Raw genomic sequence first — 19,178 nt, forward strand, 5'->3', positions numbered from 1 at the left:
CGCACCCGGCGTCCCGGGTGCGCCTTCCGTAGGTCGCGGGGTCAGGCGTCGTAGTCCTGGTCGAAGCGGTCCTGCGCCTCCTGCTGGGCGCGCTGCGACTCCGGCGACTCCTGCGCCTGCTCTCTGCCCCGCGCGGCCCGCTGGGACGCCTCGTCCTTCTTCGAGCCCACGGCGTCCTGCGCCTTGTCCGCGAGCTCGCGCGCCTTGTCCTGGAACTGGTCCTTGATGCCCATGAGGGTTCACTCCTAGAAGGGTGTGAGGGGACGGGGCGGACTCGCCCCTCGGGCCTCGACCAGCGTGGCACGGCGGGTCACCCCGCGCATGTCGACCGGCTACAGCGCGTCACACCCCGCCACCCGGGGCGTGTCACACCCGCTCGCCGCGCTCCTGCTCGTCGGCCGCGCCGCCCGCGCCCACCAGCCCCTTGGACACCGAGGAGAGCCGCGGTTCGAAGCGGCGCATCTCGCGCTGCCCGACGGAGGCGATGATCCCGGGGAGGTAGCCGCGGGTGGACTGCATCCCGCGCAGCCACCACTGGGCGTAGACGTGCGCGGAGCGGCGCTCGACCCCCGCGACGATCCGGTCGACGGCCGGGCCGAGCGGATACGTGCGGTTCGACGGCCACGGCAGCCGCTGCCGCAGCTCCTTCATCACGTCGTCCTGGTCGGCGCCCCGCACCATGTCCGTGTCGGTCCAGGAGAGGTAGCCGACGCCGACCTTCACGCCCTTGTAGGCGACCTCGGCCCGCAGGCTGTGCGCGAACGCCTCCACGCCGGACTTGGAGGCGCAGTACGCCGTCATCATCGGGGCGGGGGTCATCGCGGCGAGCGAGGCGATCTGGAGGAAGTAGCCGCGCGACTCCATGAGGACGGGCAGGAAGGCGCGGGCCGTGACGGCGCCGCCGATGAGGTTGACCTCGATGACCCGCCGCCAGGCGACCGGGTCGGAGTCGACGAAGGGGCCGCCCGCGGCGACACCGGCGTTGGCGACCACGATGTCCACCTTGCCGAAGCGCTCCTTCACCTCGGCGGCGACCTTGGCCATGGCCTCGTGGTCGGTGACGTCCGCGTGCCACCAGTCGGCCTCGGTGTGCAGCCGCCCGGCGACCTCCTTGAGCAGCTCGGGCTCAAGCCCGACCAGGGCGATCCTCGCGCCGCGCGCGGACAGCTTGCGGGCCAGCAGCTCGCCGACCCCGCGGGCGCCGCCGGTGACGACGGCGACCTGCCCCTCCAGACTGACCCTGCTCATGCGCCGGCCTCCTCGTTCTGCTTCGCGCCCAGGTAGGTGAGCGTGAGTTCGCGGATCTGCGCGGTGACGGCCTCCGGGGCCTCCACCGGTGTCATGTGCCCCATCCCGGTCAGCTCGACCAGGCCCGTGCAGTGCGGCAGGGCCGCGGCCATCGCGCGGGAGTGGACGGGCGGGGTGAGCCGGTCGGCGGTGCCGACGAGCACGGCCACGGGCAGCCGCAGCTCCCGCACCCCGGCCTCCAGGTCGAGCCCGGACAGCACGTGGGACCAGCCGACCCGGGCGGCGCGCGGGCAGGCGTGCACGATCCGGGCACAGGCGTCGACCCGGTCGGGGGCCGAGCCCGGTCCCATCGTGGCGTACTTCAGGATCTTCTTCGAGGCGGCGGTGACCGGCCCGAGCGGTGCCTTGGCGCCGAGTACGGAGGCGGTGAGGCGGGTCCGCAGCCGGCCCGGCCGCAGCGGCAGCACCCGCGACTCGGCGGTGAGCCGGGAGGGCCCGGTCGAGCAGAGCAGGACGGCGGCGGCGTGGGTGCGCAGGGCGGGGCGCCCGGCGGCGGCCATCACGGTCATGCCGCCCATGGAGTGCCCGGCGACGACGGCCCGCTCGCCGGGCCCGAGGGTGGCGGCGAGCACGGCCTCCAGGTCGTCGGCGAGCGCGTCCGTGGCGAATCCCTTGCCGCCGGGGGCGGGCAGCGGGCTGCGCCCGTGGCCGCGCTGGTCGTAGGCGATGACCCGGTGGTCGGCGGCGAGCTCCCGGATCTGGGCGTCCCAGAAGCGGGTGGAGCAGGTCCAGCCGTGGGCGAGGACGACGGCGGGGGCGCCCTCGGGCCCGTACACCTCGACGTGGAGGGTGGAGCCGTCGGCGGAGAGCGCGGTCAGCTCGCGCGCGGCGGGGCTCACTTGGCGCTCTCCTTGCGGCGCGGGGCGCGGCGGGCGGCGGCGGGCGCGGCGGGGGCGCGCAGCACCTCGTACTCGGCGAGGTCCACGGTCCGGGTCTCGCGCCGGAACTCGCCGGTGGTGCCGGGCCACAGGGTGGTGTTGCGGCCGTTCGCGTCCAGGTACCAGCTCTCGCAGCCGCCGGCCCACACGGTCCGCTCCATCCGGGCCTGGACCTTGCGGTTCCAGGCGCCGACGGCGGAGGGCCGGACGGCGAGGGCGGCGCGCCCGCCGAGGACGTCGAGCTGGCGGAGGTAGTCGGCCAGGTAGTTCAGCTGGGACTCGATCATGAGGATCATGGAGGAGTTCCCGAGCCCGGTGTTGGGCCCGATGATCGTCATCCAGTTGGGGAAGCCGGCGGCGGTGGCGCCGCGCAGCGACTCCATGCCGCCCTTCCAGTGGTCGGCGAGCGAGCGCCCGTCCCGGCCGATCACCCGGGCGGCGATCGGCAGGTCGGTGACGTGGAAGCCGGTGCCGAAGACGATCACGTCGGCCTCGGTCTCGGTGCCGTCGGAGGCGACGAGGACGTTGCCGCGGACCTCCTTGAGCCCGGCGGCGACGACGTCGACGTTGGGCTGGGCGAGCGCCGGGTAGTACGCGTTGGACAGCAGGATCCGCTTGCAGCCGATGCGGTACGAGGGGGTCAGCTTGGCGCGCAGCGCCGGGTCCTTGATCGACTTGGCCATGTTCGTCTTGGCGAGCCGCTCGACCATGCCGAGGACGGCGGGGCGCTTGGTGAAGGCGCTGACCTGGAGCTCTCGGATGCCCCAGAGGACCCCGCGGCGGGCGGCCGTGGTGAAGGGGAGCTGCCGGTGCACCCAGCGCTCGGCGCCGCTGATGGCGCGGTCCACGCGGGGCATCACCCAGGGGGGCGTGCGCTGGAGGACGGTGAGCCGGCCGACCTTCGGCTGGATGGCGGGGATGATCTGGATGGCGGAGGCGCCGGTGCCGACGACGGCGACGCGCTTGCCGGTGAGGTCGAGGTCGTGGTCCCAGCGGGCGGAGTGGAAGACCTTGCCGGTGAAGCCGTCGAGCCCGGGGATGTCGGGGATCTTGGGGTCGGAGAGCGGCCCGGTGGCGGAGACGACGACGTCGGCGGAGAAGCTGCCGCGGCTCGTCTCGATGTCCCACTTGAACCCTTCCTCGTCCCAGGCCATCCGCATGACCTCGTGCCCGAGGCGCAGGTGCGGCCGGATCCCGAAGGTGTCGGCGACGTGCTCCAGGTAGGCGCGGATGTGGCGCTGGCCGGAGAAGGCGCGGGGCCAGTCGGGGTTGGGGGCGAAGGAGAAGGAGTAGAGGTGGGAGGGGACGTCACAGGCGCAGCCGGGGTAACTGTTGTCGCGCCAGGTGCCGCCCACGGAGTCGGCGCGCTCCAGGACGACGAAGTCGGTGATCCCCTCGCGCCGCAGCCGGACGGCGGCCCCGAGTCCGCCGAACCCCGATCCGATCACCGCCACCCGTACGTGCTCGTGCTTCGCCATGCCGCCTCCCGTGCGCCCGGCCAATTCCGCCAGCAATCACTGGCACAATCGGGACTGTAGAGCAGCGGCATACCGAGCGGTAGGGGTACGACCGGGGAAAGTTACCGGCGGTACAACATAGGCTGGCGGGCGTGTCGAGACGATCAGGAGCAGGGGTGGGGACGCAGGGTCCTGAACGGACGACGGGGGCGGAGGTGACGGCCATGAGGACCGTGACACCAGAGGCAGGCACGAGCACGGGTACGACCACAGGCACGGATACGGCCACGGGCACCCGCGAATACCGCATGACCGACCTGGCGGAGGCGGCCGGCATCACCGTGCGCACGCTCCGCTTCTACCGCGAGCGCGGCCTGATCCCGCCGCCGCGCCGGGAGGGCCGGATCGCCTGGTACGACGAGCGCCACCTGGCCCGCCTGCGGACGATCGCCGCGCTGCTCGACCGGGGCCACACCCTCAACGGGATCGCCGACCTCACGGCGGCCTTCGAGACCGGCCGGGACGTGGGCGAGGTCCTCGAACTCGGCACCCCGACGGAGGAGGAGCCGGTCCGGCTGACGCCGGAGGAGCTGGCCGACCACTTCGCCGGGGAGGTCACCCCGGAGAACCTGGCGGCGGCGCTGGACCTCGGCTATCTGGCGACGGACGGCGAGGACATCGTCCACGTGAGCCGCCGCCTGCTGGACGTCTCGGCGGCGCTGGTCCACGAGGGCGTACCGCTGGCGGCGGTGCTGCGGGCGGGCGGGCGGGTCCGCGAGCACGCGGAGGCGCTCGCGGAACTGTTCACGGAGCTGCTCGGCACGTACGCCGCCGAGCAGGACGTGCAGCGCCTGAGGCCGCTGGCGAAGAGCGTGGTGGAGGCGGAGTTCTCCCTGGCCCTGGACCGCCGCCTGCACCCGTGAAGCCCCCGGAGGGGGACGGGGCCGGCCCTACACCTCGTAGACGGCGGTGACGGGCGCGTGGTCGCTCCAGCGCTCCTCGTGGGTGGCGGCCCGCTCGACGTACGCCTTGACGGCGCGCGCGGCGAGTCCGGGGGTGGCGACCTGGTAATCGATGCGCCAGCCGCTGTCGTTGTCGAAGGCGCGCCCGCGGTAGGACCACCAGGAGTAGGGCCCCTCCTGCTCGGGGTGGAGCGCGCGCACGACGTCGACGTAGCCGCCGTCGCCCTCCTCGAAGACCCGCCCGAGCCACTCGCGCTCCTCGGGGAGGAAGCCGGCGTTCTTGCGGTTGGCCTTCCAGTTCTTGAGGTCGGCCTCGTGGTGGGCGATGTTCCAGTCGCCGCAGACGACGACCTCGCGCCCGTCGGCGGCGGCGCGGGCCTTGAGCTCCTTCAGGTACGGCAGGAACTCGCCCATGAACCGGATCTTCTCGTCCTGCCGCTCCGTCCCGACCTCACCGGAGGGCAAATAAAGACTGGCGACGACGACGCCGGGGAGATCGGCCTCGATGTAACGCCCGCTGGTGTCGAACTCGCCGGACCCGAAGCCGACGCGGACGGCGTCGGGCTCGCGGCGGGTGTAGAGGGAGACGCCGGCGCGGCCCTTGGCGGCGGCGGGGGCGTGGGCGGTGAACCAGCCCTCGGGGGCGCGGACCTCGGCGGGGAGCTGGGCCTCCTCGGCGCGCACTTCCTGGAGGCAGACGGCGTCGGCGGAGGACTGGGCCAGCCACTCGACGAAGCCCTTCTTGGCGGCGGCCCGGAGCCCGTTGACATTCGCGGTCGTGACAGTGAGCATCCCGGGAGAATACCGACACCACGAGCCATGGTGCAGCATACATGTACCATACTCTGCATGGATATACGCCCCACGCCGTACGATCACCCGGACGCCGTCAAGCTGAACGACGCCGTGCAGCTCGAATACGCCGAGCGCTACAAGGACGACGACGGCGACGACGGTGAGGGCGACCTCACACCGCTCGACGCGACGATGTTCGCCCCGCCGAGGGGCCTCTACCTGATCGCGTACGCGCCCGAGGGCCACCCGGTGGCGACCGGCGGCTGGCGCTCGCAGGAGGCGAACGGGGAGGGGTACGCGGACGGGGACGCCGAGCTGAAGCGGATGTACGTGATCCCCGAGGCGCGGGGCCTGGGCCTGGCCCGCCGGATCCTGGCAGCCCTGGAGGCGGACGCGCGGGCGGCGGGCCGCACCCGGATGGTCCTGGAGACGGGGACGGCGCAGCCGGAGGCGATCGCGCTGTACACGTCGAGCGGCTACGAGCCGTGCGCGAAGTTCGGCTACTACCGCGACTACCCGAACAGCCGCTGCTACGCCAAGCCCCTCTGACTCACCCGCCGGCCCGCCATCCCACCCCTGGACGATCCCACCAACCCCGCCCCGGACACCCCGTTCCCCCCGCTCCCCGATCTTCGGACCTTCCGTCAGTTCAGCCCCGCCGCACCCGGCGGAAGACTCTCCGCCAGTGGCCGCGGCCTGCTCGGGCCGCCGCCCAGACGGAGGGAACCAGCACCATGAGCGGTCAGTTGTACGACGAGATCGGCGAGGCGTTCGAGGGCTTCAAGACCCTTCCGCTGGCCCGCTACGGGGAGGTGCCCGGCTTCCTCGCGCTGGTGGGCGACGTGGCGGGCCGCTCGGTCCTGGACCTGGCCTGCGGAACGGGCTTCTACAGCCGCGAGCTGAGGCGCCGGGGCGCGTCCAGGGTGCACGGCGTCGACATCTCCGGCGAGATGATCGCCGCGGCGCGCTCGCTGGAGGAGGCGGAGCCGCTGGGCATCTCGTACGAGGTAGGAGACATAGCCGAACTCCCTTCGTTTGAAGAGCCCTTCGACACGGCGGTGGCGGTGCAGGCGTTCAACTACGCGGACGACGTGGCGACGATCGCACGGATGACGAAGGCCATCCACCGGAACCTGACCCCGGGGGCGGACTTCTTCCTCTTCATGCAGAGCCCCGAGTTCCGCTTCGGCGGCCCGTCGCTGGCCAAGTACGGCTTCCTCTGCGAGCCGACGGGCGAGGAGAACGAGGTGGGCCCCCAGATCAAACTGACGGCCCTGCTCGACCCCCCGATCTCCTTCCACGCCCACCCGCCCCGCCGCGAGGTCTACGAGAACACCCTCCAGTCGGCCGGCTTCACGAACCTGACCTGGGTCCCCCTGGAGATCTCCCCGGCGGGCACGGAAAAATACGGCAAGGACTTCTGGACCGACTTCACCAACAACCCGGCCCTGACCATGCTCCACTGCCAAGCCTGACACCCGGCCCGGGGCCGGGGCCGGACACGGCCACGCCCGGCCCCGGGCACGCCTCACCCCTGGTAGGCGAGCACGTCCAGCCAGACGCTCAGCAGCGATGCCTCGCCCTTGAAGTACCCCTTTGCGCCCCGCGCCGCCCGCAAGCCCCGGTAGTTGCCCACGAGCCGCTCGGCCGTCCTCTCCACGGCGGCGGGCAGCCGATCGCGGATGTCCCCGTCCCAGTCGAAATACGCGGACCTCTCCTCATGGAGCCGCTCCAGGGGCAGGACCTCACGGCACGCGGCCCAGCAGATCAACTCCGGCGCGTACTCGATGAGATGCCCGGCCCCACCCTTCAGCCGCCCCGGCAACGCGCTCAGCGCCTCCCGCGCCTTCTTGCGCGCCTGAACAGCCCGCAGCACCCCCAGCGGCCTCATACGGTCATGGAAGACCTCCAGGTAGAGCCGGGTGCCGACGGATCCCCAGAACACCTCAAGGCCCTCCTCCGAATCGACGAGGTGGCTCGCCTCCGGAGTCGGCGACGGCGACAGGCACGTCAACGCCCTGGTGACCTCCGGCATGGTGAACAGGCGTCCGCGCCGCCCCGCGACGGCACCGCGGCGCGGATCGAACGAGCCCTCGTCCTCCCAGTCCGCGTCCATGAGCCGGGCGATGTTGGGGCAGTGGATCAGCCCGTCCTGCGCGGTGGGCGCGTTGACGAGCACACCGGCCTCGTGATGCAGCCGTGCGGCGAGCCCGGCGCCGGCCCCGCAGTAGATCTCCAGCCGCACGGTCGAGCGCGCGACGTGCTCCGGGCCGAGCGCCGCAGCGGCGTCGGCGATGACGCGGAGGCGCTGGAAGCCGTCGATGCACCGCACCCCGTCGACCCACAACTCCCCGCCGAACCCCCGGACACCCCCCGTTCCCGCCACCTCGATGGCGTCCGCCACCAGCACGATGGCCCCCACCGCGCCGAACTCCTCGGGCGTACGGCGCAGGATCTCCGCCAGCCGCCGGTTGGCCGGCGTCTCGCCGAGGAATCCGCGCTTCGCCCGCAGCCGCCACACGGCGTCGGGCCCCTGCGCGAGAGCAGCCAGGTCACCGGCGGACACGTCCACCACCCACCGCTCGGGCGATTGCATCCGGCGCAGCGGCCTCAACGTAAGAACCGGCCCGGCGGGAAAGGGCCACAACGCGGACGAGAAGTCTCCATTCATGCCGGGCTAACCAGCCCGGCCCCGCAATGGTCGCGGTGATCACCCTCACGAAGCACCCGGGCACGACACAGACGGAACAGAAGCGGCGGGACATCGCTCGACACGCACCCGGGTCGGAACAGCCAGGCTGGGCAGCAGGTTCATCCCCCGCGGGGGCGGGCGTGACTGCTCAGTCGACCCCGCTGAGATAGACCCGGCTGGTGCGGCCGTCGACCTGTGCCACCGCCACCTTCAGCCAGTTGAGGTCACCCTCGCACGGCGCGCATACCTGACCTTCGCGGACCGGCGCCAGCAGATCGGGCTCCGGCAACCCGAGGTGCGAGAACGGCGTCGACGCATTCGTGTTGTGGGCGAGCGGCTGCTCGCGCAGGCCGAGCGGTTGCTCCGGCTTCAGTTGCGCGACGAACGTGTCCACCTCACCCGTGGGCAGGACGAAAGCCAGGATCAGGCCGTCGTCCTGAAACCCCGCCAAGTGCGCCGTCGTTTACGGGCCACGAGGCCGCCGAGCTGGCCGAGTTCGAGGATGTCCAGCGCCTGGGTACGGGGCAGGCCGAGGGCGTCGGCCTGCCGCAGCGAGTCGCGTAGCGCGAGGACCGCGCCGGCGAGGCTGTGGTTGGCGATCAGCTTGAGCGCGGCGGCGGTGGCGGCGTCGTCCGTGCGCCGGATGGTGCCCAGTGTCTCCAGCACCGGCCGGACCCGGTCGAATGCGTTCTGGTCGGCGGCGGCAAGGATCCGCAGGGTGCCGGCGGCGGCGGCCGGCACCGAGCCGAGCAGGGGCGCGTGGACGTAGGACGGGCCGAGCCGCCGGGCCAGCCTCGACGCCTCGGCGGGGGCGATGGTGCTGGTGTTGAGCACGATCGTGTCCGTCCGCAGGGAGTCACGGACACCGTCGAGGACTTGGCGACAGGCCGCGCCGTCGAACAGCGCCAGGAGGACGACGTCCGCCCGCGCCACGGCCTCGTTCGGGTCGCCGGTCGTCTTGAAGGCGCCCGACGCGCGCCCTGAACGGGTCCAGCCGACGACGTCCCAACCTTGCTCGGCCAGGCGGGTCGCGAGGGCGCCGCCCATGCGCCCCAGGCCGAGGACGGCGATCGTGTGCGGTGTGGTCATGCCCGTCACAGTGGTGCACCGCGACGACTGCGACAAGCGCAGATTTCGCATGCCCGCCCTGCGGGACCCGCATGGGAGTTGGGCATACTGCCCCCATGGATCTGACGGTGTGGCGGGCCTTCGTGACCGTGTGCCGGGTCGGATCCCTGTCGGCGGCGGCAGCCGAGCTGAATCACACGCAGTCGGCGGTCTCCCGGCAGATCGCCGGGCTGGAGCGGCAGCTCGGCGTGGCTCTGGTGGAGCGCCACGCGCGCGGGGTGCGTCCGACGGCGGCCGGTGAGGTGTTCCGGCGCCACGCCCTGGCCACGCTCCATGAGGCCGACCGGGCCGTTCGCGCGGTACGGGACGTTCGTGACGGAGTGTCCGATCGTCCCCTGGTCATCGGCGCTACACCGTCGCTCGCCGCGGGGATCGTCCCCGAAGCCGTCCGGGCTCTGCTGAAGCAGGCCGGAGCCGTCCGCTGGAGCCTGCTCCCCGGCCTGAGCGCCCAGCTGCACAGCCGGGTGATCGCGGGCGACCTCGACCTCGCGGTCGTCACCGACGCCCCGCCGGGACTGGCCGTCGACCGGCGGGTCGAGCGGCGGTTCCTCGGGCTGGACGAGATGGTCGTCGTACTGCCCGCCGGCCATCCGCTGGCCGGGCGCGGGCCGGTGCGCGTCGAGGCGCTCGCCGACGAGACCTGGGCCGAGGACAACGACGGCTCGGCGGCGCTCCTGCGCCAGCACGCCGCCCGCGCCGGAGCCCGCGCCCGTATCGACCTCACCGCGGCCGATCTGCCCGGCAAACTGGCCCTGGTCGCCACCGGCCACGCCATCGCGCTGGTCCCCGGAGTGCTGACGAGCGCGCTACGGGCCGATGTCACCGCGGTCGCCCTGGTGGATCCCCCGACCCGCGGGGTCTACACGATCACGCCGCGCCGCGCCGCCCATGCCCACCCCATGGCGGCACCTCTGCACGACGAGCTCGCCAGGGTGTTCGCGGCGGGCCGTCCGGCTCAGGCCGCTCACCAGCCGGACGGGACGGACCCCGACCGCCCCCACGCGCCCGCGGGCCCTCTGGATTAGCACCGCCCCGAGCGGACTCGTACAGACCCCGGAAACGACGAAGATCCCGCCCGATCTTGCGATCGGACGGGATCCTCTGTGTCTGTGGACCTGTGGGGATTTGAACCCCAGACCCCCTCGATGCGAACGAGGTGCGCTACCAGACTGCGCCACAGGCCCTTGCGACGTGTGAAACATTAGCATCCCGAGCGGCCTACGCGGAAATCCGCTCCCCCGCAGGTCAGCCGGGGGGTGCCGTGGCCCCCCGGCCGGGGGTCATTCGTTGGCCGCCCGGGGGCGGTCGTCGTCCGCGTACTGGTCGAAGAGCGGGGTCCGGCCGTGGTCGCGGCGGGCGCGGGGCTGGGCCGTGCGCTGGCGCGGGGCCGGGGCCGGGGCGGGGGCCGGGGCCGGGTCCGCCGCCGTGGAGGAGCGGGACGCGCTCCAGGTCTCCGGGTCCGTGATGTCGACGCCGCCCGAGGCGCGCGGGGCGACCGGGGCGGTGACGTACGTCGGGAGCGGCACCGGGACCGGCTCCCAGCTGTCGCCGCGGGCGGGCCCGCGGTCGCGCTGCTGGTCCACCCACTCGGCGTGGTCCGTCTGCTCGACCAGGGCGCGCCGGCCGGCCTCCTGCGGGGAGACGGCCGGCGCGGGAGCCGGGGTCTCGGCGGGGGTCGGTTCGGGTGTCGGGGCGGGCCGCCGGCTCTCGCGCAGGCGCGCGGCGGCGGCCTCCGCGTTGCGGCGGTCCATCACGTAGATGAAGCGCCGCCGCTCCTGGACCCGCAGGTACACGATGTACGCGCTCAGCAGCACCGCCGGGACGCCGGGCGCCCACAGGAAGGCGAGGCCGCCGACGGCCGCGACGACCGCGCCGAGCGTGAAGGCCAGGAACAGGAGCACGGTGGTGCGCCGGCGCCGGGCCAGCGCCTTGCCCCGGCGCGCCCGCTCGGCCGCCGCGCTCGGCGCACGCCGGGCGGACGCCGGAGCGCCCCCCGAAGCGGGCGCGGGCGCGGACGCCGAGGCGGATGCCTGGGGCTGGGGCTGGTGCGGGGGCTGGTGCTGGGCGGGGCCCGGGTCCGGGAATTCCAGGCGGGCTTCCGTCCTGGCCGCGGGCGCGCTGAAGCCCCGGACGTCGACCGAGCTCAGATGCTCGGTCGCCGCGTCCGGGTCCACCTCGGGCGCCGATCCCTCGGCCGCGCGATCCCGGTCCCTGAGCTCCTTGGCGTACCGGCGCTCCATTCCCGCCCGTCCGGACAGCAGCCGGATGGCGGTGCTGAAGCGTTCCGTCGGACGGGCTTCGTTCAGCTCGTCCTGCCTGCGGAGCCACATCGGCACCAGGTAGGCGGCCCAGGCCCCGACGATGACTGCGTAGATGAGGCCGCTGCTGCTCACGCCTCACACCGTAGAGGGGTTCGCAGGGGGGCATCGGCCAATTGGGCCGGTGTGTCGCACGATCTGGCTGATATCACTGAATTTTTTTGTGATTGTTCAGACCGATTGAGCGCTTTGGGTGCCAACTGGGGATGAAATTCGAACACTTATGGCATTTCAATGGTGCTGGCGGCGCGCCTGGTGCCACCGGCGCAGCAGCCCCTCCGGGACCTCCTCCGCCGTCAGCGCGAAGACCAGGTGATCCCGCCACGCCCCGTCGATGTGGAGGTAGCGCGGCCGCAGCCCCTCCTCCCGGAAGCCCAGCTTCTCCACCACCCGCCGCGACGGGCCGTTCTCCGGCCGGATGCACACCTCCATCCGGTGCAGCCCCACCGCCCGGAAGCAGTGGTCGACCGCGAGCGCGACCGCCGTCGGCATGACGCCCCGCCCGGCCACCTCGCTGTCCACCCAGTACCCCACGTGCCCCGAGCACATCGAGCCCCAGGTGATCCCGGCGACCGTCAACTGCCCGACCAGCCGTCCCTGGTACTCGATCACGAACGGCAGCATCCGCCCCGCGTTCGCCTCGCCCCGCAGGTGGCGCACCATCTGGCGGTACGTCGGGCGCTGCGCCACCGCCCCGCCAGGACCCGCCGGCGGAACGGTCGCCTCCCAGGGCCGCAGCCAGTCCCGGTTGCGCCGGTTCACCTCGCGCCAGGCCCGCTGGTCGCGCATCTTTATCGGCCGGAGCAGCACCTCGCCGTCCACCAGGACCACGGGCCAGGACGGGGTCATGACTCCGGGCCCGCTTCCGGCGCGGGTCTCGGGTGGTCGCCGCCGCGGATCTGGTCGACGGCGTGCGTGAGCAGCGGCTCCAGGACGGCCAGCCCGTCCCGTACCCCGCCGGTCGAGCCCGGCAGGTTCACGATCAGCGTGCCGCCGGCCACCCCGGCGAGCCCCCGGGAGAGCGCCGCCGTCGGCACCTTCTCCCGGCCGTACGCGCGGATCGCCTCCGGGATGCCGGGGATCTCCCGCTCCAGGACCCGGCGGGTGACCTCGGGGGTCTCGTCGGTCGGCGAGATGCCCGTGCCGCCGGTGGTGACGATCACGTCGTACCCGGCGGCGATCCCGGCGCGCAGCGCGGCCTCGACCGGCGCGCCGTCCGGGACGACCCGCGGGCCGTCCACGGCGAAGCCGGACCCGCGCAGCGCCTCGGCGATCAGCGGACCGCCCTTGTCCGCGTAGACCCCGGCGGCCGCCCGGTTGGAGGCGGTGACGACCAGCGCCGTGTACGGGGCGGTGCCCGTGCCCGTCACGCCTCGCTCCGCGTCCAGTGGCCCGACTTGCCGCCCGTCTTCTCCTCGACGCGCACGTCGGAGATGACCGCGCCCTTGTCGACCGCCTTCACCATGTCCACCACGGTCAGCGCCGCCACCGACACCGCCGTCAGGGCCTCCATCTCGACACCCGTACGGTCCGTGGTCTTCACGGTCGCCAGGATCTCGACGGCGTCGTCCGCGACCGACAGGTCCAGCGTCACACCGGAGACCGCCAGCGGGTGGCAGAGCGGGATCAGGTCCGGGGTCCGCTTCGCGCCCATGATCCCGGCGATCCGGGCGGTGGCGAGCGCGTCGCCCTTCGGCACGCCCTCGCCCCGGAGCAGCTCGATCACGCGCGGCGAGACGAGGACGCGGCCGCTGGCGCGGGCGGTGCGGGCCGTGACGTCCTTCGCGGAGACGTCGACCATGCGGGCCGCCCCCGCCTCGTCGATGTGGGTGAGTCCTTGCTGCGTGCTCATGGCGGTTGACACTCCCGGTCGCTGTGTGGGACGACACGGTACCCCCACCAGGGCCTCCTCAGCCGAGGAGGACCACGTCCAGCTCCGTGCCGGGCTCGACGGCGGTCACCTCCTCCGGCACGACGAGCAGCGCGTCCGCGTGCGCGAGCGCGCCGATCAGATGCGAGCCCGCGCCGCCCACCGGAGTGACGGCACCCGCCTCCGCGTCGTACGTCCCCCGCAGGAACTGCCGGCGGCCCTCCGGCGAGGACAGCGGCCGGTCCGCCTTGAGCACCGCCCGGACCGTCGGCCGCGCGGTGTCGGCCCGGTCGGAGAGCCCCCGCAGCGCCCGGATCGCGGGCCGCACGAACAGCTCGAACGACACGTACGACGAGACCGGATTGCCCGGCAGCGCCAGCAGCGGGATCTGCTCCTGGCCGATCATCCCGAAGCCCTGCGGCTTGCCCGGCTGCATCGCCAGCCTGCGGAAGTCCACCTCGCCGTCCGCCGTCAGCGCCTCCTTGACGACGTCGTACGCCCCCACGCTGACCCCGCCGGTGGTGACGATCAGGTCCGCCCGGATCAGCTGGTCCTCGATCGCCGACCGCAGCGACTCGGCGTCGTCCGCGACCGCCGGCACCCGGAAGGCCAGCGCCCCGGCGTCCCGCGCGGCGGCGGCGAGCGCGAAGCTGTTCGAGTCGTAGATCTGGCCCTCGGCCAACGGCTCGCCCGGCTGCGCCAGTTCGCTCCCCGTCGAGATCACGACCACGCGCGGGCGGGGCCGCACCCGCACCGTGCCCCGGCCGATCGCGGCCAGCAGGCCGATCTGCGGCGGCCCGAGGACCGTGCCCGCCGCCAGCGCCTGCTCGCCCGCGCGGACGTCGCTGCCGCGCTCCCGCACATGCTCCCCGGCCGCCGCCGCGCGGTGCACCCGGACCTCGCCCGCCGCGCCCTCCGGCGCCGAGCTCGCGGGGCGCATCGCGCCGGCCGCGCCCCCGCCCGTACCGCCGTCGGTCCACTCGACCGGGACGACGGCCTCGGCGCCGGGCGGCAGCGGCGCGCCCGTCATGATCCGGGCGGCCTGCCCGGGGCCGACCTCGGGCAGCCCGCCCGCGCCCGCGGCGACGTCCCCGATCACCGTCAGGACCGCCGGGAACTCCTCGCTCGCCCCGGCCACGTCGGCGACCCGGACCGCGTACCCGTCCATCGAGCTGTTGTCGAAGGGCGGCAGCGCGACCGGCACCGTGACGTCCTCGACCAGGACGCAGCCCTGCGCCTCCGGCAGTTGCAGCTCGATGGGTTCGAGCGGGGCGACCGCCGCCAGGATGTCGGCGAGGTGCTCGTCGACCGACCACAGGCCGCGGGCGGGGCCGCCGCAGGGGTCGGCCGGGCCCGGCTCGGCCGTGCCGTGGTCCGAGGGGCCGTGGTCCGACGGTGCCGTACTGCTGCTCACGGTGCTACATCTCCTCGTTGACGTACCTGCGGAGCCAGGTCCGGAAGTCCGGTCCCAGATCTTCACGTTCGCACGCCAGTCTGACAATGGCACGCAGATAGTCGCCGCGGTCCCCGGTGTCGTACCGCCGGCCCTTGAAGACCACGCCGTGCACCGGACCGCCGGCCCGCTCGTCCTGGGCCAGCTTCTGCAGCGCGTCGGTGAGCTGGATCTCCCCGCCGCGGCCCGGCTCGGTCTCCCGCAGTATCCCGAAGACGGCCGGATCGAGGACATAGCGGCCGATGACCGCGTAGTTGCTGGGCGCCTCCGCCGGGTCCGGCTTCTCCACCAGGCCCGACACCTTCACCACGTCCGACTCGCCCGTCGGGCCGACCGCCGCGCAGCCGTAGAGGTGGACCTGCGAGGGCTCGACCTCCATCAGCGCCACCACGCTGCCGCCGAACCGCTCCCGCACCTCGACCATCCGCGCGAGCAGCGGGTCGCGCGGGTCGATCAGGTCGTCGCCCAGGAGCACGGCGAACGGCTCGTCGCCCACGTGCGGCTGCGCGCACAGCACCGCGTGGCCGAGCCCGCGCGGGTCGCCCTGGCGCACGTAGTGCATGGTCGCCAGGTCGCTGGACTCCTGCACCTTCGCCAGGCGCTGCTCGTCGCCCTTGCGGCTCAGCGCCTCCTCCAGCTCGTAGTTCCGGTCGAAGTGGTCCTCCAGGGGCCGCTTGTTGCGGCCGGTGATCATCAACACGTCCGAGAGCCCGGCCGCGACGGCCTCCTCGACGACGTACTGGATCGCCGGTTTGTCCACGACCGGAAGCATCTCCTTGGGCGTCGCCTTGGTCGCCGGGAGGAACCGGGTGCCGAGACCGGCGGCCGGGATGACAGCCTTGGTGAGGGACGGCGTCTGAGTCATGCGCTGCACCCTAGCCGTTCGGTATGGGAGGAAGATGAGCATCCCGTGAGCTTCTTCAACCTCGTACCGCTACCACCCGATACAAGAGGAATTCGAGCCGCGTTGAGCCAGGATCCGGATACGGAACCGTCCGAGAAGACCGTCTTGCGCCGCGCCCTCCTGGGCGCCCGCGCCGCCCTGACCCCCGACTACACCGCGCGGGCCGCCGAGGCCCTGGCGGACTCCGCGCTGGAGCTCGCCGAGCTCGCCGGGGCCGGCACCGTCGCCGCGTACGTCTCGGTGGGGCGCGAACCGGGCACGCGCGCCCTCCTGGACGCGCTGCGCGCGCGGGGCGTACGCGTCCTGCTGCCCGTGCTGCTGCCCGACAACGACCTCGACTGGGCCGCGTACGAGGGCCCCGAGCGGCTCGCCAAGGCCGGCCGGGGGCTGCTCGAACCGGTCGGCGGACGCCTCGGCCCCGACGCCGTGTGCGCGGCCGACGCGGTGCTCCTGCCGGGGCTCGCCGTCGACGCGCGCGGGATGCGGCTCGGCCGCGGCGGCGGTTCGTACGACCGCGTCCTCGCCCGGCTCGCCCGCGCGGGGGCGCGCCCGCCGCTCGTCGTCCTCCTCTACGCGAACGAGGTGGTCGCGCGGGTCCCGGAGGAACCGCACGACCACCCCGTGCACGCGGTGGTCACCCCGGAGGGCGTCCGGCGCTTCGCGCCCTGACACCCCCCGCGCTCCGGCCCTAGGGCTGGAGCGTCAGGGTGTCCTGGGTGGCGGCGTCGACCGCCGCCTTCCCGTACGCCCAGTCCAGCAGCTCGCCCTTGACCCACTTGTCGGTCTGGTCCGTGTAGTGGCTGTTGAAGGCGTGGCCGGAGGCGCCGGTGAGGTTGATCCACCGGGACTTGTCCCAGTCGCCGACGTTGACGACCATCCGCATCGACGGCACCCAGATGACGTCGTAGCCGCCGGCCGCGTTCCAGCCGGTGGCGTTGACGGCCGCCTCGCCGCCGCCCAGGTTCCACGGGCCGCGGTTGAGGAGCTGCTGCACGAGGCCGGGGCCCGCGGTGCCGAGGGTCTGGTTCTTGAGCGTCAGCTGGTGCAGCCGGCCCCAGCTCCAGGTCGAGACGTCCTTGCCGAGCTTGGCCGTCAGCTCCCAGCGGGCGTCCTTCATGGCCTGCGCGAGCAGCTGGTCGCGGGTCTCGGTGGGGGCGTTCAGCCGGTCGCCCGGCGTCTTCCACCACTCGTTCCCGTCCTGCTTGAGCAGCGGGCGGACCACCTCGTACCAGCGGTCGCCGCCGTCCGGCTGCGCCGAGTCGGCGTCGCGCTCGCCGCACTCGCGGACCAGCTTGTTCTGCTCGTCGACCGGGCCGGTCGCGTCGGAGCGGCGCACGTTGATGCAGTCGCCCTCGACGCGCAGCTCCTTGGGCAGCTTGTTGCCGAAGGCCAGCTTGAGGACGTTGCGCCAGACCGCGTTGAAGTACGCGGCGGCGGCCGAGTCGGGCTCCTGGGTGTAGTCCCAGCCCTCCAGCAGCTTCTGCGCCTCGCGGACCTGCGGGTCGGCGACGTCGATCTTCAGCAGCAGCGGGTTCAGCAGGGTCGCGATCTCGCTGCGGTTGTCCATCTGCATGGTCTGCATGTCGTCCGGCGAGATCTTGCCGCCGTCCTTGATCTTCGACTCGATGAGGTCGTTGATCCGCTGGCTGCGCGAGCCGTAGCCCCAGTCCTTGGTGAGCAGGTAGGGGTACTTCTTCTCGTCGACGACGGCCTGGTTGGCGGTCACGATGTAGCCGCGCGCCGGGTCGTACTCGTAGGGCAGCTCGTTGAAGGGGATGTAGCCCTTCCAGTCGTACGAGGAGTCCCAGCCGGGCGCGGGCAGGGTGCCGTCGCCCTTGCCGCGGACCGGGATCTTGCCGGGCGCCTGGTAGCCGATGTGGCCCTCGGTGTCGGCGTAGATCAGGTTCTGCGACGGGACCTCGAAGTCCTTGGCCGCGGCGCGGAAGCTCGTGAAGTCCTTGGCGCGGTTGAGCTCGAAGACGGCGTCCATCGACTTGCCGGGCTGGAGCGCGGTCCAGCGCAGCGCGACGCCGTAACCGGTGCCGCGGTCGGGGGCGGCGTTGCCGACGGGGGCGCTCTGGCCGACCTTCTCCAGCTCGGTGGAGCGGTCGGAGACCAGCGGGCCGTGCTCGGTGGAGCGGACCGTGATGGTGCGGTCGCCGCCGCCGGCGACCTTGATGGTCTCCTCGCGGGTGCGGAACGGCTTGACCTTGCCGTCGACCGTGTAGCCCTGCTCGCCGATCTTCTCCAGGTAGAGGTCGGTGACGTCGGCGCCGAGGTTGGTGAAGCCCCAGGCGATGGAGTCGTTGTGGCCGATGATCACGCCGGGGGTGCCGGAGAAGCCGTAGCCGGCGACGTCGTAACGGCAGGTCGCCGAGACGGAACGGCAGTGCAGGCCCATCTGGTACCAGAGCGAGGGCAGCATCGGCGCGAGGTGCGGGTCGTTGGCGAGCAGCGGCTTGCCGGAGGTCGTGTACTTCCCGGAGACGACCCAGGAGTTCGAGCCGATGCCGTTGCCGTTGGGGCCGAGCAGCGCGGGGATCTCGTCGAGGGCGTCGGAGAGCCTGGCGAGCTGCGTCTGGGTGCCGCCGAGCGCGTCGGCGCCGCTGGAGCCGCCGTCCGTGCCGTGCGCCTCGGCCTTCGGGTCGAACTTCCCGGTGGCCTTGTCGACGGCGCCCTGCGTGAGGATCGGCTGGTGGATCTCGTACGGGTAGCCCGGGTAGAGGTCCTTGATCTGCTGCGGGGTGAGCCGGCTGGCCATCAGCGAACGGTCGATCTCGTCCTGCATGTTGCCGCGCAGGTCCCAGGCCATCGCCTTGAGCCAGGCCACCGAGTCGACCGGGCTCCACGGCTCGATCGTGTAGTCGCCGGTGAAGGCCAGCGCCGCGTACTCGACGGAGATGTCCGAGGGGTCCCGGTCCTTGAGGTAGGCGTTGACGCCCTCGGCGTACGCCTGGAGGTTCTTCTTGGTGTCCGCCGACAGGACCTTGTCGTACTCCTCCTGCGCGACCTGCCGCCAGCCGAGCGTCCGCAGGAAGGCGTCGGTGTCGACCTGGCTCTTGCCGAACATCTCGGAGAGGCGGCCGGCCGTCATGTGGCGGCGGACGTCCATCTCGTAGAAGCGGTCCTGCGCCTGGACATAGCCCTGGGCGCGGAAGAGGTCGGCCTCGTTGTCGGCGTAGATCTGCGGGACGCCGTAAGCGTCGCGCTTCACCTCCACCGGTCCGGAGAGCTTGTCGATCCGGAGGGTGCCCGTGGTCTGCGGGAACGAGCCCCGGACGGTGCTCACGCCCCAGTACGCCCCGTAGCCGACACCCGCGACCAGCGCGAGGACCAGGACGAGGACGATCAGGCGGGCACGCCGCCCCTTCTTCTTGGCGGGGGGCGCGGTCGTGTTGGAGGGCATCGCTGTC

The 19,178-nt window shown here is 72.9% G+C and carries 19 protein-coding genes, 1 tRNA gene and 1 pseudogene; 5 read left to right on the forward strand and 16 right to left on the reverse strand.

The window, feature by feature from the left end; translation table 11 throughout:
• Positions 1-41: 41 nt before the first annotated feature.
• The 4 genes from AB0C99_RS16675 to AB0C99_RS16690 all read right to left on the reverse strand — a co-directional run bounded on the left by AB0C99_RS16675 (position 42) and on the right by AB0C99_RS16690 (position 3,664).
• Positions 42-233, reverse strand: a complete 192-nt coding sequence (locus tag AB0C99_RS16675) for a hypothetical protein (protein ID WP_362475458.1) — start codon at positions 231-233, stop codon at positions 42-44.
• A gap of 133 nt (positions 234-366) precedes the next feature.
• Complete coding sequence (locus tag AB0C99_RS16680; protein ID WP_362475459.1) at positions 367-1,248, reverse strand: SDR family oxidoreductase; 882 nt, start codon at positions 1,246-1,248, stop codon at positions 367-369.
• Entirely contained in the window at positions 1,245-2,147 is a 903-nt protein-coding gene (locus AB0C99_RS16685) for an alpha/beta hydrolase (protein ID WP_362475461.1), read from the reverse strand. The genes AB0C99_RS16680 and AB0C99_RS16685 overlap by 4 nt, the downstream gene beginning before the upstream one ends.
• Positions 2,144-3,664 carry an NAD(P)/FAD-dependent oxidoreductase gene (locus AB0C99_RS16690; protein ID WP_362475462.1) on the reverse strand — a complete coding sequence of 507 codons (1,521 nt, stop codon included), beginning with the start codon at positions 3,662-3,664 and terminating at the stop codon, positions 2,144-2,146. The genes AB0C99_RS16685 and AB0C99_RS16690 overlap by 4 nt, the downstream gene beginning before the upstream one ends.
• 287 nt (positions 3,665-3,951) lie before the next feature.
• On the opposite strand from AB0C99_RS16690, the gene AB0C99_RS16695 reads away from it, so the two are divergent.
• Positions 3,952-4,566, forward strand: coding sequence for a MerR family transcriptional regulator (locus AB0C99_RS16695; protein WP_362475463.1), 615 nt, complete (start codon positions 3,952-3,954; stop codon positions 4,564-4,566).
• Between the two features lie 27 nt (positions 4,567-4,593).
• On the opposite strand, the gene AB0C99_RS16700 is transcribed toward AB0C99_RS16695, so the two are convergent.
• Positions 4,594-5,397, reverse strand: coding sequence for an exodeoxyribonuclease III (locus AB0C99_RS16700; RefSeq protein WP_362475465.1), 804 nt, complete (start codon positions 5,395-5,397; stop codon positions 4,594-4,596).
• Between the two features lie 57 nt (positions 5,398-5,454).
• Between AB0C99_RS16700 and AB0C99_RS16705 the strand changes: the two genes are divergently transcribed.
• Together AB0C99_RS16705 and AB0C99_RS16710 are read left to right on the forward strand one after the other, a co-directional pair.
• Positions 5,455-5,949: a GNAT family N-acetyltransferase gene (locus AB0C99_RS16705; RefSeq protein WP_362475466.1), complete on the forward strand. Its 495-nt coding sequence runs from the start codon at positions 5,455-5,457 to the stop codon at positions 5,947-5,949.
• 185 nt (positions 5,950-6,134) lie between these two features.
• Positions 6,135-6,875 (forward strand): class I SAM-dependent methyltransferase, encoded by a 741-nt coding sequence (locus AB0C99_RS16710; protein ID WP_362475468.1) that lies wholly within the window; start codon positions 6,135-6,137, stop codon positions 6,873-6,875.
• A gap of 53 nt (positions 6,876-6,928) precedes the next feature.
• Here AB0C99_RS16710 and AB0C99_RS16715 read toward each other — a convergent pair whose 3' ends face one another.
• The 3 genes and pseudogenes from AB0C99_RS16715 to AB0C99_RS16725 all read right to left on the reverse strand — a co-directional run.
• Entirely contained in the window at positions 6,929-7,996 is a 1,068-nt protein-coding gene (locus AB0C99_RS16715) for a hypothetical protein (protein WP_362475470.1), read from the reverse strand.
• A gap of 244 nt (positions 7,997-8,240) precedes the next feature.
• Positions 8,241-8,543 carry a hypothetical protein gene (locus AB0C99_RS16720; protein ID WP_362475471.1) on the reverse strand — a complete coding sequence of 101 codons (303 nt, stop codon included), beginning with the start codon at positions 8,541-8,543 and terminating at the stop codon, positions 8,241-8,243.
• Between the two features lie 8 nt (positions 8,544-8,551).
• Positions 8,552-9,181, reverse strand: a pseudogene (locus tag AB0C99_RS16725) (NAD(P)-binding domain-containing protein); the annotation flags it as partial.
• A 95-nt stretch (positions 9,182-9,276) separates the two neighbouring features.
• Between AB0C99_RS16725 and AB0C99_RS16730 the strand changes: the two are divergent.
• Positions 9,277-10,245, forward strand: coding sequence for a LysR family transcriptional regulator (locus tag AB0C99_RS16730; RefSeq protein ID WP_362475473.1), 969 nt, complete (start codon positions 9,277-9,279; stop codon positions 10,243-10,245).
• 85 nt (positions 10,246-10,330) lie between these two features.
• Here the strand turns inward: AB0C99_RS16730 and AB0C99_RS16735 are convergent.
• From AB0C99_RS16735 to galU, 7 genes are all read right to left on the reverse strand, one after another.
• A tRNA-Ala gene (locus tag AB0C99_RS16735) sits at positions 10,331-10,404 on the reverse strand.
• Between the two features lie 96 nt (positions 10,405-10,500).
• Positions 10,501-11,613 (reverse strand): gephyrin-like molybdotransferase receptor GlpR, encoded by a 1,113-nt coding sequence (gene glpR, locus AB0C99_RS16740; RefSeq protein ID WP_362475474.1) that lies wholly within the window; start codon positions 11,611-11,613, stop codon positions 10,501-10,503.
• A 156-nt stretch (positions 11,614-11,769) separates the two neighbouring features.
• Positions 11,770-12,387 carry a GNAT family protein gene (locus AB0C99_RS16745; RefSeq protein WP_362475475.1) on the reverse strand — a complete coding sequence of 206 codons (618 nt, stop codon included), beginning with the start codon at positions 12,385-12,387 and terminating at the stop codon, positions 11,770-11,772.
• A complete protein-coding gene (locus AB0C99_RS16750) occupies positions 12,384-12,908 on the reverse strand; it encodes a MogA/MoaB family molybdenum cofactor biosynthesis protein (protein WP_362475477.1) in 525 nt (174 codons plus the stop codon). Before AB0C99_RS16750 ends, AB0C99_RS16745 begins: the two co-directional genes overlap by 4 nt.
• On the reverse strand, positions 12,905-13,390 hold the full coding sequence (moaC, locus tag AB0C99_RS16755) for a cyclic pyranopterin monophosphate synthase MoaC (RefSeq protein ID WP_362475478.1): 486 nt from the start codon (positions 13,388-13,390) through the stop codon (positions 12,905-12,907). Before moaC ends, AB0C99_RS16750 begins: the two co-directional genes overlap by 4 nt.
• A gap of 58 nt (positions 13,391-13,448) precedes the next feature.
• Positions 13,449-14,726: a gephyrin-like molybdotransferase Glp gene (glp, locus tag AB0C99_RS16760; protein ID WP_362475518.1), complete on the reverse strand. Its 1,278-nt coding sequence runs from the start codon at positions 14,724-14,726 to the stop codon at positions 13,449-13,451.
• Positions 14,727-14,826: 100 nt separating this feature from the next.
• Positions 14,827-15,726, reverse strand: coding sequence for a UTP--glucose-1-phosphate uridylyltransferase GalU (gene galU, locus AB0C99_RS16765; RefSeq protein WP_362475479.1), 900 nt, complete (start codon positions 15,724-15,726; stop codon positions 14,827-14,829).
• A 144-nt stretch (positions 15,727-15,870) separates the two neighbouring features.
• Between galU and AB0C99_RS16770 the strand changes: the two genes are divergently transcribed.
• Positions 15,871-16,434 carry a 5-formyltetrahydrofolate cyclo-ligase gene (locus AB0C99_RS16770; RefSeq protein WP_362475481.1) on the forward strand — a complete coding sequence of 188 codons (564 nt, stop codon included), beginning with the start codon at positions 15,871-15,873 and terminating at the stop codon, positions 16,432-16,434.
• A 19-nt stretch (positions 16,435-16,453) separates the two neighbouring features.
• Here the strand turns inward: AB0C99_RS16770 and AB0C99_RS16775 are convergent, their stop codons facing one another.
• Positions 16,454-19,171 carry a penicillin acylase family protein gene (locus AB0C99_RS16775; RefSeq protein WP_362475482.1) on the reverse strand — a complete coding sequence of 906 codons (2,718 nt, stop codon included), beginning with the start codon at positions 19,169-19,171 and terminating at the stop codon, positions 16,454-16,456.
• Positions 19,172-19,178 lie beyond the last annotated feature (7 nt).

It is taken from the genome of Streptomyces sp. NPDC048659 (assembly GCF_040650575.1).
Lineage (GTDB): Bacteria > Actinomycetota > Actinomycetes > Streptomycetales > Streptomycetaceae > Streptomyces.

Coding starts and splice junctions, on each gene's coding strand:
- AB0C99_RS16710 (WP_362475468.1), top strand. CDS start 6,135: ATGAGCGGTCAGTTGTACGACGAGATCGGCGAGGCGTTCGAGGGCTTC.
- AB0C99_RS16730 (WP_362475473.1), top strand. CDS start 9,277: ATGGATCTGACGGTGTGGCGGGCCTTCGTGACCGTGTGCCGGGTCGGA.
- AB0C99_RS16700 (WP_362475465.1), bottom strand. CDS start 5,397: ATGCTCACTGTCACGACCGCGAATGTCAACGGGCTCCGGGCCGCCGCC.
- AB0C99_RS16680 (WP_362475459.1), bottom strand. CDS start 1,248: ATGAGCAGGGTCAGTCTGGAGGGGCAGGTCGCCGTCGTCACCGGCGGC.
- AB0C99_RS16705 (WP_362475466.1), top strand. CDS start 5,455: ATGGATATACGCCCCACGCCGTACGATCACCCGGACGCCGTCAAGCTG.
- AB0C99_RS16675 (WP_362475458.1), bottom strand. CDS start 233: ATGGGCATCAAGGACCAGTTCCAGGACAAGGCGCGCGAGCTCGCGGAC.
- moaC (WP_362475478.1), bottom strand. CDS start 13,390: ATGAGCACGCAGCAAGGACTCACCCACATCGACGAGGCGGGGGCGGCC.
- AB0C99_RS16715 (WP_362475470.1), bottom strand. CDS start 7,996: ATGCAATCGCCCGAGCGGTGGGTGGTGGACGTGTCCGCCGGTGACCTG.
- AB0C99_RS16775 (WP_362475482.1), bottom strand. CDS start 19,171: ATGCCCTCCAACACGACCGCGCCCCCCGCCAAGAAGAAGGGGCGGCGT.
- AB0C99_RS16695 (WP_362475463.1), top strand. CDS start 3,952: ATGACCGACCTGGCGGAGGCGGCCGGCATCACCGTGCGCACGCTCCGC.
- galU (WP_362475479.1), bottom strand. CDS start 15,726: ATGACTCAGACGCCGTCCCTCACCAAGGCTGTCATCCCGGCCGCCGGT.
- AB0C99_RS16745 (WP_362475475.1), bottom strand. CDS start 12,387: ATGACCCCGTCCTGGCCCGTGGTCCTGGTGGACGGCGAGGTGCTGCTC.
- AB0C99_RS16690 (WP_362475462.1), bottom strand. CDS start 3,664: ATGGCGAAGCACGAGCACGTACGGGTGGCGGTGATCGGATCGGGGTTC.